The 16,332-nt window shown below is 43.1% G+C and carries 13 protein-coding genes; 8 read left to right on the top strand and 5 right to left on the bottom strand.

From position 1 onward, the window contains the following. Nucleotides 1–248 precede the first annotated feature (248 nt). Nucleotides 249–1,691 carry an FAD-binding oxidoreductase gene (locus M0221_RS02075; protein WP_483284218.1) on the top strand — a complete coding sequence of 481 codons (1,443 nt, stop codon included), beginning with the start codon at nt 249–251 and terminating at the stop codon, nt 1,689–1,691. Between the two features lie 147 nt (nt 1,692–1,838). Here the strand turns inward: M0221_RS02075 and M0221_RS02070 are convergent, their stop codons facing one another. Next, nucleotides 1,839–2,471 carry a BLUF domain-containing protein gene (locus tag M0221_RS02070; protein ID WP_483284217.1) on the bottom strand — a complete coding sequence of 211 codons (633 nt, stop codon included), beginning with the start codon at nt 2,469–2,471 and terminating at the stop codon, nt 1,839–1,841. A 533-nt stretch (nt 2,472–3,004) separates the two neighbouring features. Here M0221_RS02070 and M0221_RS02065 point away from each other — a divergent pair. After that, nucleotides 3,005–4,642 carry a carbon-nitrogen hydrolase family protein gene (locus M0221_RS02065; RefSeq protein WP_149493181.1) on the top strand — a complete coding sequence of 546 codons (1,638 nt, stop codon included), beginning with the start codon at nt 3,005–3,007 and terminating at the stop codon, nt 4,640–4,642. Between the two features lie 256 nt (nt 4,643–4,898). Next, nucleotides 4,899–5,450 carry a protein disulfide oxidoreductase gene (locus tag M0221_RS02060; RefSeq protein WP_483284216.1) on the top strand — a complete coding sequence of 184 codons (552 nt, stop codon included), beginning with the start codon at nt 4,899–4,901 and terminating at the stop codon, nt 5,448–5,450. A gap of 94 nt (nt 5,451–5,544) precedes the next feature. Here M0221_RS02060 and M0221_RS02055 read toward each other — a convergent pair whose 3' ends face one another. Then, nucleotides 5,545–6,903, bottom strand: a complete 1,359-nt coding sequence (locus tag M0221_RS02055) for an NCS1 family transporter (protein ID WP_011512773.1) — start codon at nt 6,901–6,903, stop codon at nt 5,545–5,547. Between the two features lie 64 nt (nt 6,904–6,967). Next, nucleotides 6,968–7,666: an aspartate/glutamate racemase family protein gene (locus tag M0221_RS02050; protein ID WP_149493178.1), complete on the bottom strand. Its 699-nt coding sequence runs from the start codon at nt 7,664–7,666 to the stop codon at nt 6,968–6,970. 153 nt (nt 7,667–7,819) lie between these two features. Between M0221_RS02050 and M0221_RS02045 the strand changes: the two genes are divergently transcribed. The 3 genes from M0221_RS02045 (at nt 7,820) to lspA (ending at nt 12,679) form a co-directional block, all read left to right on the top strand. Further along, a complete protein-coding gene (locus M0221_RS02045) occupies nt 7,820–8,536 on the top strand; it encodes a GntR family transcriptional regulator (protein WP_133105487.1) in 717 nt (238 codons plus the stop codon). Between the two features lie 656 nt (nt 8,537–9,192). Then, a complete protein-coding gene (gene ileS / locus M0221_RS02040) occupies nt 9,193–12,036 on the top strand; it encodes an isoleucine--tRNA ligase (RefSeq protein ID WP_483284215.1) in 2,844 nt (947 codons plus the stop codon). Then, complete coding sequence (gene lspA / locus M0221_RS02035; protein ID WP_483284214.1) at nt 12,029–12,679, top strand: signal peptidase II; 651 nt, start codon at nt 12,029–12,031, stop codon at nt 12,677–12,679. Before ileS ends, lspA begins: the two co-directional genes overlap by 8 nt. A gap of 95 nt (nt 12,680–12,774) precedes the next feature. Here the strand turns inward: lspA and M0221_RS02030 are convergent, their stop codons facing one another. After that, entirely contained in the window at nt 12,775–13,434 is a 660-nt protein-coding gene (locus M0221_RS02030) for a DUF1294 domain-containing protein (RefSeq protein WP_483284213.1), read from the bottom strand. Nucleotides 13,435–13,589: 155 nt separating this feature from the next. Here M0221_RS02030 and M0221_RS02025 point away from each other — a divergent pair, with 155 nt between their 5' ends. Both M0221_RS02025 and M0221_RS02020 read left to right on the top strand, forming a co-directional pair. Then, nucleotides 13,590–14,087, top strand: a complete 498-nt coding sequence (locus tag M0221_RS02025) for an FKBP-type peptidyl-prolyl cis-trans isomerase (RefSeq protein WP_483284212.1) — start codon at nt 13,590–13,592, stop codon at nt 14,085–14,087. Between the two features lie 41 nt (nt 14,088–14,128). Next, entirely contained in the window at nt 14,129–15,169 is a 1,041-nt protein-coding gene (locus M0221_RS02020) for an aldo/keto reductase (protein WP_483284211.1), read from the top strand. Between the two features lie 159 nt (nt 15,170–15,328). On the opposite strand, the gene M0221_RS02015 is transcribed toward M0221_RS02020, so the two are convergent. After that, nucleotides 15,329–16,129: a 1-acyl-sn-glycerol-3-phosphate acyltransferase gene (locus M0221_RS02015; protein WP_133105492.1), complete on the bottom strand. Its 801-nt coding sequence runs from the start codon at nt 16,127–16,129 to the stop codon at nt 15,329–15,331. Between the last annotated feature and the right edge of the window lie 203 nt (nt 16,130–16,332).

Genomic DNA, 16,332 nt, shown 5'->3' with positions numbered 1-16,332 from the left:
ATGCTATAGTGAATCCTGCTATCCAAATGAGAAAGCACCCCTTCTTTATGCTATGTACGCATATACAGAGGCAAACTAATAACACTCTACGATTGCGACGACTATTAAATTGCAATAATATACATCGTTAATATTCCCTTAATAACATACACCATTAAACACGTTTAGTTATAGCCATTTGGTTATATGATAATTCCCATAATAATCCCCTCTATGCATAGCACTCACGTTGATACCGAGATTTGACCATGACTTCTTTATCTAGCCAAGCCCTATCTGAAACCTATACCGCGGCTGTCCAGACCCTATTAAATTCGCTGATTGACGCCCATCAGTTTGATGCCAGTCAAATTAAAACTGATAGCGAAAGCTTAGAGCATTGGGGTAAAGACTGGACCAAGCACTTTGCACCCGCACCTGCGGCTATCGTCTTTCCAAAGACTACTGAGCAAGTGCAATCTATCGTACTACTTGCTAATGAGCATGATGTGGTATTGACCCCAAGTGGCGGTCGTACCGGTTTGTCTGCCGGCGCTGTCGCCGCCAATGGCGAGATTGTCGTCAGTATGGATAAGATGAACCATATCGGACAATTTTATCCTGCCGATCGTATGGTTGAGATTGAAGCCGGTGTGGTCACGCAGCAATTACAACAGTTTGCTGAATCGAAAGACCTCTACTACCCTGTCGACTTTGCCTCAGCAGGCTCCAGTCAAATCGGCGGTAATATCGGTACCAATGCTGGCGGTATTAAAGTGATACGCTATGGTATGACCCGTCAATGGATTATGGGGCTGACTGTGGTGACCGGTAAAGGTGATATCTTACAATTGAATCGCGGTATGGTCAAAAACGCCACGGGTTATGACTTACGTCAATTGTTTATCGGTAGCGAAGGTACGCTAGGCTTTGTCACTCATGCCCAAATCAAGCTTGAGCGTCAGCCGCAAGACTTAAACGTCATGGTGCTGGGTATGGACAGCTTTAATGATGTGATGAATGTGCTGTCTGCTTTTCAAGCACAGATAGATTTGACCGCGTTTGAATTCTTTGATGACGTAGCGATTGATAAGCTGATGGCACACGGTCAAGTACAAGAGCCATTTGAATCGCGCACCAAATTCTATACGCTATTAGAATTTGAAGCGCCATACGAGCCTATCATGGATAAAGCCATGGCGATATTTGAAGATTGTATGGAGCAAGGTTGGGTCGTTGATGGGGTGATGAGTCAGAGTCTCGCGCAAGCAGAAGAGCTATGGAAGCTACGCGAATATATCTCTGAGACCATCTCAGTATTTACCCCTTATAAGAACGATGTCTCGGTACTTATCAGTCATGTCCCTGAGTTTATCGCTGAGATTGATCATATCGTCAGTAGCAACTACCCTGACTTTGAAGTCTGTTGGTTCGGTCATATCGGTGATGGCAACTTGCATTTAAATATCCTAAAGCCTGAGAACATGAGTAAAGACGATTTCTTCAGCGAGTGTCAAGTCGTCAACAAACACGTGTTTGAAACAGTGCAAAGATATGGCGGTTCAGTCTCTGCTGAGCATGGCGTTGGTATGACTAAAAAGCCGTATCTACATTATAGCCGCAGTGAGACTGAGATTGATTATCTGCGAGAAGTCAAAAAGGTCTTTGATCCGAATAATATTATGAACCGTGGTAAGATTTTCGATATGTAAGGCGTTTTCACTCCTGATATATCTTTAATTATTAAAGATAAATAGAAAGACGCGCAATCGATAAGATTAGCGTCTTTTTTTATGCTCAAATAACACTAGTACGATATATTTAAGTGAATCACCTATATCTTTCTAAAGTGGCATAAACTATACATACAGCAGCGCTAAACCTGCAACGAGCAGCACACTCAAAAAACCCTGAACAACTAAAAAAGCCTGATGCGGCGCAGCGAAATGGCGCACCATATTACCTAGCGCATTGTAAGTGATGCCCGCTGCATTGATATGAGGCGGCGTATCAAAATTTTTGATCACTTGTAAGAATAATTCGGTATGATCAGGTCTCCAATCGTGGGGCGAAAATGGCAAAAACGGTGATAGCTGTGCCGCTTGTTTTTTGGTCGCAGGTGACCATAACCAACGTTCCAAAAACAGTAAGCGCATACGCCAATCAGAAAAACTGCGCTGCTTGATGACTTGCACTAATAGCACTTGAATGTTTTTATGACTGGTATCGACATATATACGTTGAATTAGCGTCAGTACTCTGGCCTTTTCACCCTCAATGCACTGCAAAAAATGCCCATTGCCATAGCATAACGTGCCTGTAATACCCTGTTGCTGATTATAATTACGCGCATGACTTTCTACTTCTTCGAATATCGTCGTACTAAAACGCGAACTAAGCGTCATGCTACTGACGTACACCAATTGCACCAGTGCAGTATCTTCAATGTCATCTAATGTTCTAAAAACAGCAGTATGAATTTCAGGCGTCATTAAAAATTCCTAACGGGTTAATATCAAATATGAGCAAGGAAAAATAACCAAATAAAATTAAATATAAATTTATCAAATGATGTCTAGACGAGGCAGAAAGACTCACAAAAACCTAGCAAATCTTTACGACGTTTGACTGTCATTAGCTGACGAGCTTGATATCATACCAGTCGACATTTACTTCAAGAATACTATAATCAGCAGTCAATGTACGTCAAAAGGTAGTCAAAGCACCCTTGAAGTGCGATAGAGCCACTTGCAAACTTATAAAAATGCCTCATTAAAATAGATCATATGAGAAACGATCCTTATAACTTATTGTAAATACACAGATAAATGATTGTAACGATTCTCACAGCCTATTGGTATATTTTTCTCAACATTGTTATGCCGAAACCTTGTCCTTAAGTTGAGACTTAAATTTACCGTTATTTATACCACTTATATAAAAATTAATCACAAGATGTGTCTTACCTTCATTTATCAATATCACTTATCAACACCCGCATACAGAAACAACAGACAGGAATTTTATGAGTAAGATAGAAAAACCAGAAGACTTTCATTTAACGATTGCTGAGATTAAGAAAAAAGACTACCCGCAACTAAAAGCGTTAATGGATCGAGTCTATGTCAATTTAGGCGGCGCATGGTCAAAGAATACAATTCATACTTTGATTGACGCTTTCCCAGAAGGGCAGATTGCTTTATTTGATCACGACGAGCTGATTGGTATCGTATTATCTATGCGCGTTGATTATGCAAAGTTCTCTAATCCACATACCTATGATGACTTGATTGGTCATAAAGAGATTATCAGAGACAACCCTGAAGGCGATGCTATCTATGGTTTAGACGCTCTCATTGACCCTGAATATCGTGGTTATCGCTTGGGTCGCAGGCTGTATGATGCCCGTAAAGAGCTTTGTCGTCAGTTGAACTTCCGAGCAATTTTAGCTGGTGGTCGTATTCCAAACTACCATAACCATCAAGATTTAACGCCCGGTGACTATATCGATGCGGTTGCCTCACGTGAAATTCATGATTCTGCGCTTTCTTTCCAGTTATCGAATGGTTTTATCGTCAAGCGTATTTTGACCGCTTATTTGCCAGATGACAAACAGTCTAAAGGCTTTGCGACCTTGCTTGAGTGGGCAAATATTTATTATGAACCAAAAGACTACAAGCCAAATACTCGCAAATCTGAAGTGCGTATTGGCGGTATTCAATGGCAGATGCGTGAAGTTGAATCGCCAGAGGAACTACTGCAACAGGTTGAATTCTTTGTCGACGTTATGGCTGATTACAACTCTGACTTTGCCTGCTTGCCAGAATTTTTTAACGCGCCATTGATGGGTTTGTGTGAGTCGACGGATCAAAACATTGCGATTCGCTTTTTGGCAGGTTATACCGAGTGGTTTAAAAACGAAATATCGCATTTAGCGGTCAGCTATAACGTTAACGTTATTATGGGCTCCATGCCATTACTAGATGAAGACGACACGCTGTACAATGTCAGTTATCTATGTCGCCGCGACGGTACGGTAGAAGAGCAACGCAAAATCCATATTACCCCTCATGAGCGTAGCGCTTGGGTCATCGAAGGCGGTGATGAGGTCAAAGTATTTGATACGGATGCTGGTCGTATTGGTATCTTGGTCTGTTATGATGTTGAATTCCCTGAGCTTGCCCGCTTGTTGGCGCTCGACGATATGGATATTTTGTTCGTGCCTTTTTGGACAGATACCAAAAACGGCTACTTACGTGTGCGCCACTGTGCTCAAGCGCGAGCCATTGAAAACGAATGTTATGTGATGATTTGTGGATCAGTGGGTAACTTACCGCAAGTTGAGAGCTTAGACATTCAGTACGCGCAGTCGTCTATTTTTTCACCGTCAGATTTTGCATTCCCGCATGACGCGATTATGGCAGAAACGACGGCCAACACTGAGATGGTTTTCTTTTCAGATGTGAATTTAGACAAGCTCACTCACGTCCGTAACGAAGGTTCGGTCCACAATTTGCTTGATCGCCGTGATGACTTATTTAGCTTAAAATGGAAGCGAAAATCCAAAATTCCAGCGAGCAAGTTGAGTGATGAAGAGCGCCGTGAAAACTCAGGTAGTGTGCTCACTGGCGATCCACTACAAGACCGCGCCCAAAAACCTTAATCATCTCGACTAAAATCCTTAATGTATTGAATAATACGGCTGACCATTCAGCCGTATATTTTTATCTATTAAAAACTATAGTCAATTCCAAATAAAACAGATACGTTATGTTCCAACGCAGTACTGGTATAAATTTTTCTGGCATGCTGTGCCTACGCCGACAGAGGCTGCGTAAAATTCATCCCAGTCCTACTGTAGCGCTTTAATACTGAACTCACTATACTTATAAAAGCCACTGAGCAAAAAAGCAGCCACTATGACGACTGATAGCGACAAGACGACTGAGAGATCTAAAAAGACACCCAAGCAAAAAGCACTGTCACTTATTAAAACTGTGCTGCTCTACGGCTTGGTATTTGCCATTATTTATACTGCTGTTAACTGGTGGCGACAGCCGGTCATGCCAGCCGATCCACAGTTGCAATTGATGGATTATCAAGGGCAGAGTATTGATTTGGCAGCAATGAGTGCGGATAAACCCACGCTGGTCTATTTTTGGGGTACGTGGTGTCCGATATGTAGCGTGACCTCACCGAATATTAATGCGTTGGCTGCAGAAAATAGCTATCCAGTCGTTACTGTTGCTATCAAGTCCGGCTCTGACCAAGAGTTACACAGCTACCTTAAGCAAAACAATTATAGTTTTAATACTGTAAACGATAAACAAGGCGCTATCTTTGACGATTGGCAGGGACAAGTTACGCCCTCTTATGTGATATTAAAAGATGGCGAGATGAGCCAAGGGCTTACGGGTATTCAGCCGTTATGGTCATTGAAATTAAGATTGTGGCTGTCGTCAGTTTTTTAAGGCTAAAATCAAATAGTCTTAGCTTAGCTCCTACGTAAAAACCCCTATAGCAGACTTCACTGCTATAGGGGTTTTTACGTAGGAGCTAAGTGTCTTATGACATAAAGCGCTGAGCCGCTGGCATCTTTAACATCAAGATCCAATAGATAGCGCCCGCTGGAATCAAGCTTGCGTACCAAGAAATACTTGAAAATAGTAGAGCAACGACAATCCCCACTACCATAGCGATAACAGCTGCCATATTGACGCCTTTATAAGGACCATTCTCATCGTATAGCTTATCTAGATCCAGCTTTTGCTTACGTAAGAAATAGTAGTCAACGACTAAGATGGCAAAGATAGGACCCAAAAATGCGGAGTAAGTTTGAATAAATAAGTTTAAACCAGCAGCAGATTCATCTTTTACTAGCTCCCACGGGAATGTCCCAAAGGCTAGCAAACCTACAATCACCGCAGCGGTCTTATACTTGATTTTGAAAATATCCATCAACGCATAAGCAGGTGGTACGACGTTGTTTAAGATATTGGTAGTAACCTGTGCAAACGCAATAAACAGCATGGTGATGATTAATAAAGGCTTATTATCAACGGCGCTCGAGAACACCTTGATAGGGTCGACTTCACCAGTCGCACTGGTCACCATCACACCAATTAGACCCATAAACAATGTTGCAGGTAGGATAGAGTTGGCATAGATGGCTACTTGACGAAAAAGACCAACATCTTCTTTTAGTTCACGCGAATAGTCGGAGACGTTAAGCATCATCGTACTGTAAACGCCTAAAAACAGCATAGTTGCACCCCAAAATGGCGCTCCCCAAGTCCCTTCTGTATTGATAAGATTGGTTGAGATCACATCACCATATTTATTAATCACACTAATAAACATGTAAATCAGTGAACCAATAATAAAAATTGAGCCAATGTTTTCAAGCCATTTGATACCATGAAAACCCAAAACGGACAGACCAATTTGTAAAAACTGAAAACCAACAAAGAAGACGACTATATTGCTGTAGCCAAACAAAGCATCAGACACCAAATTTAATGCACCGGCACCAATCCAGCTCTGAAAGCCAAACCAGACAATCGCAGGTACAGAGCGCACCAGTGCTGGTATGCGACTACCAGTGAAACCAAAAGATGAACGACTTTGCACCATAAATGGGATACCATATTTATGACCTGCGCGACCGTTAATCATGAGCGCTGCACCAATAACCGTACAACCAATGGCGATTGCTAGCACTACTTGTAATAAGTTAAGAGTACCAACCAAACCTGACCCAACGGTGAAGGTACCAATAGAGACACACCCACCTAACCAAGTAAATAAATAAGACCAAGAGCCCATAATTCGTGTGGTTTGCGGCGCTAGGCTCTCTTCACCAACCCCTTTATGCTCTATTGTTTTTACGCCTGCCGTAGCAACGGCTCCTTGAATATTGTCCATCACCTTCTCCTTCCTTGAGAATTTTGAATACTTATTGGTTAATAGCTGTTTCGTCCATTTCTATTTAATGTTGGATAGGTGCTGCATAGGCGCCAATTTTACTGGTTTTTAGACCACAGCCAACCAGTGCCTCAATCATACGAGTAGCCACAGTCACACCATCAATCACAGGCACACCCGTTTCCGCAGTCAGCCATTCTGTTAGGTCTGCCATCCCAGCACAGCCCAAAACCACCGCTTCGCAGTTGTCTTCACGCACTGCACGTAAAATTTCATCACGAATTTTTTCACGGGCACCAGAGCCAGCTTCCTCAAGAGCAAGCACGGGTATGGCAGCAGAGCGTACTTTTCTACAGCGATGAGATAAACCATAACCATGAATCAAATCTTCAATCACAGGTACGGAACGTGGCAAAGTGGTGACTACACTAAAAGAGGTTGAAATCATACTAGCGGCTTTGACCGCTGCTTCACAAATTCCAATAACTGGACCTGAAAACACTTCGCGGCAAGCACCAATACCTGGGTCATCAAAGCAGGCAACGACCACACCATCAATTCCTTCTTGTTCCGCTTGTTGTAAGCGTTTAATCAAACCAGGGACAGAGAGCGCTTCATCATGATGTCCTTGAATAGATGCAGGCGAATCCGTTCCAGAAGCGCCAATAATGGTCGTACCTGCACTGGCTTTTTGACGCGCGCTTTCAACGATTTTATCGGTCATAGAAGTGGTCGAGTTTGGGTTCATCACTAGAATTTTCATAGAGCCTCGCTATTCATAGGTTATCGTCATTATTCACAGATCGGCAGCATGTAATATTTGTTAACAATCATTGTTAACTATTATTGTTAACAAAACAATCTATTTTTTTAATATTTGTTGTAGCGATAACAGTCGCACACTATAATTGCGTCTATGAAAATAGAGAAAACCAAACAAACAGTTCCTGCGCTCGATGAAATACCCGAGCAAACCATTATCAACTCCATCACCGCTGCGGTGTCAGAGCAACGCTTGCCCGCTGGAACAAAGCTTGGCGAGCAGATGCTGAGTGACTTGTTTAACTGCAACAGAGCCAATGTGAGGCGAGCACTCTCTACCCTTGCAACGATGCATGTGGTGCAATTACAGCCCAACCGAGGCGCTTTTGTTTCAACTCCGTCACCGAAAGAAGCAGGTGATGTGTTTGAAGCACGGCGCACGATTGAGCGTACGCTTGCCCGTAAAGTAATCAAAAATGCCAGGCTGCAAGACATTGCTGACATGCGTGCTACGATAGCTGCCGAAGCTGACGCGCGGGCGCAAGGTGATAAGCCTGCGGAGCTACGCCTATCGCGCACTTTCCATATGCAGTTAGCAATGATTTCAGGCAATACAGTTTTAGAGCGATTTTTGAGTGAACTTACCTTACGTACCACGCTAATCATTGGGCTATATAATAAAGTTGGCTCATCTAACTGCGCTGAAGACGAACATCTTGGCATGGTAAATGCCATTGAAAACAGGGATGAAGAAGGTCTGTTATTGCTGATTAATCAACACTTGAATCACTTAGAATCTAGCCTGGATTTTAAATGCGCAGCAAAACCTTTCTTTAGCTTAGCCGAGCAGCTGACTATCGTGCCTGCTTGAGTATTGGTAATAGAAATGCACTTGTAGCACCCTTTAAAGCCGTTTACATTAAAAAACCTGCCAATCATTTGACTGGCAGGTTTTTTATTTAAAATAATCAGCGGCGATAAAAACTAGCCAACTAAAGCATCTATTTCTCTATACTGATAATCTAGCGCTTATGATACGGCTTTATACGTCATATGAGCTTGCGTGGTATTCACACCTTAATAAACCCATATTAGTAAGTGTATGTTTCATTTCTTGAAATCGAATTGAATCGGATATGATATGTGATACAGATTGAAATCAATGAATAAAAACAGTTAAATCAACAACGACCATCAACTACTGAAAGTAGGGATTATCTGACGATAGTGATATGATGCTGTCTTGCACATAAAGACAGCATCAACATTGATTGCTCAATTTATTATCGCCTTTATTATCCTAGCAGATATAAAGTAACAACCAATCGCTCGTTAAATGAATTTTGTGACGGTTTTGACGGACATAGAAACGATACTCGGCAGCTCTTCTTACCCCACTCTTTTTGTCATATAATAGCGAGTGTTATCTACTTTCAATCAAATTATTACTTTAGCTTTTGTAGCCAGCTTTACACGCACTTTTTAATTCAATTTACATTTTCATCACCATTCTAAAAGACGCCTTCTATGACTGATAAAAGTACTGATATGCCAAGCCAAGACTATAAAGACACCCTAAACCTTGCCGACACGCCGTTTGCGATGCGTGCAAACCTTGCCAAACGTGAGCCAGATTGGCTAGCAGCTTGGGAAGCAGATGATGTTTACGGTAAAATTCGTGCGGCACGTGCTGGGGCAACCAAATACATTTTGCATGATGGTCCTCCATACGCCAACGGTCAAATTCACTTGGGTCATGCAGTCAATAAAGTACTCAAAGACATTATCGTAAAATCAAAAACACTATCCGGTTTTGATGCGCCTTATGTGCCCGGTTGGGACTGTCATGGTCTACCTATCGAGCAAAAAGTCGAAGCCAAACATGGTAAAGTCGGTCAAAAGGTTTCTGCAACCGAATTCCGTGGTCTATGTCGTGAATATGCCAGCACACAGATCGAATTACAAAAGGCGGATTTTAAACGTCTGGGTGTGTTTGGTGATTGGGACAATCCTTATCTGACTATGAACTTCCACCAAGAAGCCAATATCGTGCGCGCCCTTGCCAAAATTTATGACAATGGTCACGTAACTCGCGGTATGAAGCCGGTCAACTGGTGCTTGGACTGTAGTTCAGCATTGGCTGAAGCCGAAGTTGAATATCAAGATAAAGTCTCAGACGCCATTTATGTCAGCTTTGATATTGTAGACAGTGACAAAGTTGCGGCATTGGCTGAAATAGACGGCAATATCTCTGCCGTTATCTGGACGACGACGCCTTGGACATTGCCTGCTAACCAAGCTATAGCAGTCCATCCTGAGCATGATTATAGTGTGGTCGCTACGGAAAACGGCAACTTACTACTGGCGACTGATTTGGTTGAGTCGGCGCTAAGTGAATTTAAGCTCGAGAATAAAGGCGTCCTAGCTACTGTATCAGGTCGTGAGCTTGAAGGTCTACATGCTCAGCATCCGCTTATCGAAGCTCGCCAAGTACCGCTTATCTTGGGCGATCATGTAACAACTGATAGCGGTACTGGCTTGGTCCATACTGCACCGGGTCATGGTCTTGACGATTATATCGTCGGTCTAAAATATAATTTGCCTGTTGAAAATCCAGTGAGTGGTACGGGCGTTTATTTAGAAAGCGCGGCGGTATTTGCTGGTGAGCACATATATAAAGCCAATCCACAAATCATCGCTGCCCTACACGAAAACGGTCATCTGGTTAGCCATACCAAAATTGAGCACAGCTATCCGCACTGCTGGCGTCATAAATCGCCAATCATTTTCCGTGCTACGCCGCAGTGGTTTATCGGCATGGAAACTCAAGGCTTACGTGAGCGCGCACTTGCGGATATTCCAGCGGTTCAATGGACACCAGCGTGGGGTCAAAACCGTATCGAATCGATGATGACAGGTCGCCCAGATTGGTGTATCTCGCGCCAGCGTACGTGGGGCGTACCGATTACTTTCTTTACCCATAAAGAAACGGGTGAACTACACCCAAATACACTTGAACTGATGGAAACGGCAGCACAAAAAATCAATGAAGGTGGCGTAGAAGCATGGTTTGATGCCAGCTGTGAGGATTTTTTAGGCGAGGAAGCTGCTGATTATGATAAAGCGACTGATACCTTAGACGTTTGGTTTGACTCTGGCACGACACATTTTGCCGTACTTGATCAACGCGATGAGCTGACCAACCCTGCTGATATGTACTTAGAAGGCTCCGACCAACATCGTGGTTGGTTCCAGACGTCGTTACTGACCTCGGAAGCCATGTACGAGCGTCCACCGTTTAAACAAGTCCTGACTCATGGCTTTGTGGTTGATGAAAATGGTCGCAAGATGAGTAAATCACTGGGCAATATCATAACCCCGCAAGAAGAGATCAACAAAACGGGCGCGGATATGTTGCGTTTGTGGATTGCATCAAGCGACTACCGTTATGAGATGAGCGCTGGTAAAACCGTCTTTAAAGGCGCAATCGATATGTATCGCCGCATTCGTAATACCTTGCGCTTCTTGCTTGCCAATACTGATGACTTTGATCCTGCTACCAATAGCGTTGATATTAATGAGCTGGTTAGCCTCGATAAATTTATCATTGAGCGTGCGCAAACGGTACAAGCACAAATCATCAGTGCTTATGATGCGATGGACTTCCACCAAGTCACGCAGCATATCACCGCATTCTGCTCGCAAGACTTGGGCAGCTTCTATTTGGATATTATCAAAGACCGTCAATACACCACACAAACTGACGGGCAGCCGCGCCGATCTGCACAAACAGCGATTTACCATATTGCTGAAGCATTGATTCGCTGGATTACACCGATTTTATCCTTTACGGCACAAGAAGCATGGGAAGTATTGCATGGCGCTGATAGCTATGTATTCACTAAAGAATGGTATACCTTCCCAGAGTTTGAGCTGAGCGCCATCAGTAACGATGACTGGCAGCGTATTATGCTTGCAAAAGATATGGTCAATAAGCATATCGAAACTGCACGTGGCGAGAAAATCATCAATGCCAACTTATCTGCTGACGTCAGTCTATATGCTGATGGCGCTATGCATGAAAGCCTAGCTAAGCTTGGCGAAGAGCTGCGTTTTGTCCTTATTACCAGTAGCGCAACTTTAAAGCCTTTGAACGCTGCCCCTGCTAATGTAGCAAACATCGATGAGCAAACAGATAGCAATAATATAACGGCAGATTTAGTCGTCGAAGTGAATGCTGCAGCGGGCACCAAGTGCGTGCGCTGTTGGCATATCCGTGATGACATTGGCACAGATAGCGCACATCCAGAATTATGTGCGCGCTGTGCAACCAATGTCAGCGGTGATGGAGAGGTGCGCCACTATGCCTAATACAACACCCAATCCAACGCCTAATCCAACAAATTCGCCTGACGATAAGCAGGTGCCTATTGACGTCGACAGTTCACCTAAACCGGCTCATGCCACTACGGGTAGCTCATCGACGCCGAAGAGTCGATTGAACAAGACGCCAAAGATGATCGCTAATGGTCGTCTTGCGCTTAACTGGTATCTGTTGTCACTGGTCGTGATTATCCTTGATCAATGGACAAAATGGTTAGCTGAGACCAATCTGACCTTCCTTGAACCTGTACCTGTGATTGAGCCGTTTCTAAACTGGACGCTCGCTTACAACTACGGCGCTGCTTTTAGCTTTTTGGCAGATGCAGGCGGTTGGCAAAAGTGGTTTTTTGCAGGGCTGGCGCTATTGATGTCGCTATTCTTGATAGGCTATCTAGCTAAAGCGCCCCGTCAAGCGAAGCTGTTATCACTAGGTTTGGCATTGGTATTAGGCGGTGCCGTGGGCAATTTGATCGATCGCTTATTACATGGTCACGTCATTGATTTTATACATGTGCATTATGCTGATGTTTGGCATTATCCCATTTTTAATATTGCTGATATTGGCATTTCTATCGGTGTATTATTGATTGTCATTGATATGCTGTTTCTAGAAAAAAAGCGTGAAGTTTAACGCGTCTCAAGGCATATCGCTTTATTAATAGAAAAGGTGGATTGCATTTTTGTAAATCCACCTTTTCTTTGGCTTTTATTCTCACTATCTAAAACCTATAACAATCCTTCCAGAAAATCCAAACCGCCACCCGCCAATATAAATAGTAACCCTGCCATGTTAATGATGACAGTCAAATAATACGCAATACGAAATTCAGGCTTTTGTGACTTATGACGCAAGTAGGTTTGTGCGACCATTGCCCCGACCCAGCCACCAAGCGCACTTAAAATATGTAATGTCATCTCAGGTGTTCGCCAGTCGTTATTTTGAGCCGCCGCTTTGTCTTTAGCATACATGGTATAGGTTATCATACCCAATACAGCATACCACCCAACAACTAGCCAGCTAAGCTTATTCATGACCGCCAGCAATATCAGTACACCATAAAATCCAACACCAAGAAACAAGCGTTTCTTTTGTCCTGCTTCAAACTCTGCTTGGGCGTTACGTTTGTGATTACGCTGGCGAATTTGCTTATTTTTTTGCGCCATCTTTTGTTGTACAAAGCTTAGCTCTTGCACCCCTTTTGCTTGCAAGCGTCTTTGATTATCATAGCAAACCGTAAAAACAACCTCTTCGCCGATAAAAGGACGACGCTGCGCTTTAAACGCGCTGACATGAAAAAATACCGACTCGCCTGCTTCGGTTTCGATAAAGCCAAAGCCTTTATCGTCTTGCCATTTTGTGACTCGACCTTGTTGTTTAGTTGCCATCGGTTTTGCCATAATGTTGCGCTCACTTTTAGATTCGCCAAATATATTACACTATTTACGTTACACTATTGGCGCTTACAACCTTTTCTAGATGACTTATCATTTCTTATATTGATTCCACCTAACTTCCTACTCCAGTAATAGGTAAATTTTCCATGACCGACTCGCAATTTATTACACCCAATGAAGATGTACGTATCACCTTTGGCAGCCTAGTTAAGCTGCATTTTGAAGTATCGCTCGAGAATGGCACCGTAATTGATTCAACCTTTAGCCGTGATACACCCGTTACTTTAACTATAGGTGATGAGAGCCTGTTACCTGGCTTTGAGCAAGTGCTGATGAATCTGCGTGCAGGCGATACGCGTTCCGCTCATCTTGAGCCAGAGCAAGCATTTGGTGAATGGAATCCTGACAACATCCAACGCTTTAGCCCTACTCAGTTTGCGCTTATCGCTGACAATCCTGAAATTGGCATGCTAGTAGAATTTGAAGACAAAGGCAAAAACACTTTACCCGGTACGATTAGCGCCATCACTGATGACGAAGTAGAAGTAGACTTTAACCATCCGCTTGCTGGACAATCTGTACAGTTTAAAATTAAAATCTTTCAAGTGACGCCACCGGGTGTCACAGGTATCAAGCTCATATAATATAAAAATTGCTTTAGAATAAAATAAAAAAGGAAGAACATATGCAATATCAAACACTGCCACAGCTCAATGAAAAAGTTTCCAAAATCTGCTTGGGAACGATGACGTGGGGACAGCAAAATAGCGAAAGCGATGCGCATGAGCAGATGGACTTAGCACTCAGTGAAGGCGTAAATTTTTGGGATACTGCTGAGATGTATCCCTCACCACCGGATAAAGATAAGCAAGGCGATACTGAGCGCTTTATGGGCACATGGTTCCAAAAGAGCAAACAACGCGATAAAGTCGTTCTTGCCAGTAAGATATCGCCAATGGATTTTTTACGTGATGGGCAAACGCGTTTTAATGCCGCGCATATCAGCAGTGCTATTGATGGCAATCTTGAGCGTTTGCAGACCGATTATATTGATATCTACCAACTACACTGGCCTGAACGTCAAACGAACTATTTCAGTCAGCTCGGTTATACCGAAGCAATGGCAGCACAGCCGCTCGATGATTTGACGCCTTTTTTAGAAACCATCCAAGCGTTAAATGACGAGATTAAAAAAGGCCGTATCCGTGCTTATGGATTATCAAACGATACTGCTTGGGGATTGATGCGCTACTTATGGGAAGCGGATAAGAATGGTTTGATCGCACCTATTACGGTGCAAAACCCTTATAGTTTGCTGAATCGCTTATATGAAGTTGCTATGGCAGAGATTGCCCATCGTGAAAACGTAGGTTTACTTGCTTATTCACCGCTTGGCTTTGGTGTATTATCTGGTAAGTACCTCGATGGTAAACGTCCTACTGGCGCGCGCTTGACCATGTATGATCGCTTTGCCCGTTATACTAATGAAGAAGCACTGTCAGCCACCGCCCAATATGCCAAAATCGCAGCAGATGCTGGTTTAGATATGGCGCAGATGGCATTAGCCTTTGTTAACTCACGCTCGTTTGTAACCAGCAATATCATTGGCGCGACCACTATCGAACAGCTAAAATCTAACATTGATAGCATTAACTTAACATTAGACTCAGATGTACTAGACGCTATCGAAGCGGTACATACTCAACAACCTAATCCTTCACCATAGTTGATGCTTATTAGACTTTTTATAAATAGAGTCATTCTATTTTCTTCAAAAAAGATACAAGTATCTATCAGTTAAAAAAAGGCGCAAATCGCAAGTATTATTACTGCGATTTGCGCCTTTTTTATACACGTTTAACTAACCAATTTAAAGCGTATAGAATTAAACTTTCGCTATTTTGGTCAATACACGTGAATGTAATTCAGCTAAGCCTTCTTGCATACGTGCTTGCAATAAATCTGTCAGCTGACTTTTGCTCAAACCTTTAGGATCGATTGCTTCTAGTGGTAAGACGTAAGCGGTGACATCTTTACTATCTAAAACCTTTTTCAAACTGTCTTTCATCGTCAGCTTGCCGTAATAAGGCAGTTCTTCACTTAAGGTACCGTCTTTATTGACATACGCAATCACCAGCGGGCGCACAGGTACATCAGCGTCTATCGCCGCTTGTAGCAATGTGCCATGGATACGTTTGATTTTTTTGCCATCTGTGGTAGTCGCTTCAGGGAAAAAGATAACCGAGAAGCCTTTGGTTAAAAAGTTAGCAATTTGCGACGCAACTGAGCCGACATCACCGGAACCACGCTCGATAAATACTGTACCTGCCGCGTGTGCCAGCTTACCAAAGATAGGCCATTCACCTATTTCGGCTTTGGATAAGAAAAAAGCAGGGCTCACTGTACCGACCACAGGGATATCCATCCACGATACATGGTTAGAAACCCATAGCCCGTGATGTTGCTCTACGCGCTCAACGGCGATAACCTTGACGCCAAAAGAGCCTGCCATTTTGCGACAAAAAGCTTGAATGTAGCGTGGCAGTGTTTCGCGTGGTGGCTGTTTAAATGCCCCGATACGTTGGGCAGCGCGTAGCCCACCAGCAATTGTGGTGGTCATACCAGCAATCTGTTTGCCGCGCCCCAATTGCTGTTTGATTGAAAAGCCTGTCTTGGGTTGGCTCATCTGTGTCCCTCGTAATTAAAACTTATGATTATATATGGTAAACAAACGCAATGAGTATAACAAAGTTTATGCAGTCAGTGACGACTTGTTCACTGAGTTATGAATAGGTTTTGTGAGTAATTTGCTGCTAATGTCTCTCACTGATTCAGTTTAGAAAGAATATTACGCTGCAAAGATAAAATCCTACTTAATGAACGCTGTAA

The sequence above is a fragment of the Psychrobacter sp. ANT206 genome (assembly GCF_056880555.1).
Note: the sequence above shows the minus strand (reverse complement) of the source record. Positions and strands in the feature narration are given on the sequence as shown.

Excerpts from the sequence above, each read along its gene's own strand:
- M0221_RS02030 (WP_483284213.1), bottom strand. The coding sequence starts at position 13,434 with ATGGCAACTAAACAACAAGGTCGAGTCACAAAATGGCAAGACGATAAA.
- M0221_RS02060 (WP_483284216.1), top strand. The coding sequence starts at position 4,899 with ATGACGACTGATAGCGACAAGACGACTGAGAGATCTAAAAAGACACCC.
- lspA (WP_483284214.1), top strand. The coding sequence starts at position 12,029 with ATGCCTAATACAACACCCAATCCAACGCCTAATCCAACAAATTCGCCT.
- M0221_RS02065 (WP_149493181.1), top strand. The coding sequence starts at position 3,005 with ATGAGTAAGATAGAAAAACCAGAAGACTTTCATTTAACGATTGCTGAG.
- M0221_RS02075 (WP_483284218.1), top strand. The coding sequence starts at position 249 with ATGACTTCTTTATCTAGCCAAGCCCTATCTGAAACCTATACCGCGGCT.
- M0221_RS02025 (WP_483284212.1), top strand. The coding sequence starts at position 13,590 with ATGACCGACTCGCAATTTATTACACCCAATGAAGATGTACGTATCACC.
- M0221_RS02015 (WP_133105492.1), bottom strand. The coding sequence starts at position 16,129 with ATGAGCCAACCCAAGACAGGCTTTTCAATCAAACAGCAATTGGGGCGC.
- M0221_RS02070 (WP_483284217.1), bottom strand. The coding sequence starts at position 2,471 with ATGACGCCTGAAATTCATACTGCTGTTTTTAGAACATTAGATGACATT.
- ileS (WP_483284215.1), top strand. The coding sequence starts at position 9,193 with ATGACTGATAAAAGTACTGATATGCCAAGCCAAGACTATAAAGACACC.
- M0221_RS02050 (WP_149493178.1), bottom strand. The coding sequence starts at position 7,666 with ATGAAAATTCTAGTGATGAACCCAAACTCGACCACTTCTATGACCGAT.
- M0221_RS02020 (WP_483284211.1), top strand. The coding sequence starts at position 14,129 with ATGCAATATCAAACACTGCCACAGCTCAATGAAAAAGTTTCCAAAATC.
- M0221_RS02055 (WP_011512773.1), bottom strand. The coding sequence starts at position 6,903 with ATGGACAATATTCAAGGAGCCGTTGCTACGGCAGGCGTAAAAACAATA.
- M0221_RS02045 (WP_133105487.1), top strand. The coding sequence starts at position 7,820 with ATGAAAATAGAGAAAACCAAACAAACAGTTCCTGCGCTCGATGAAATA.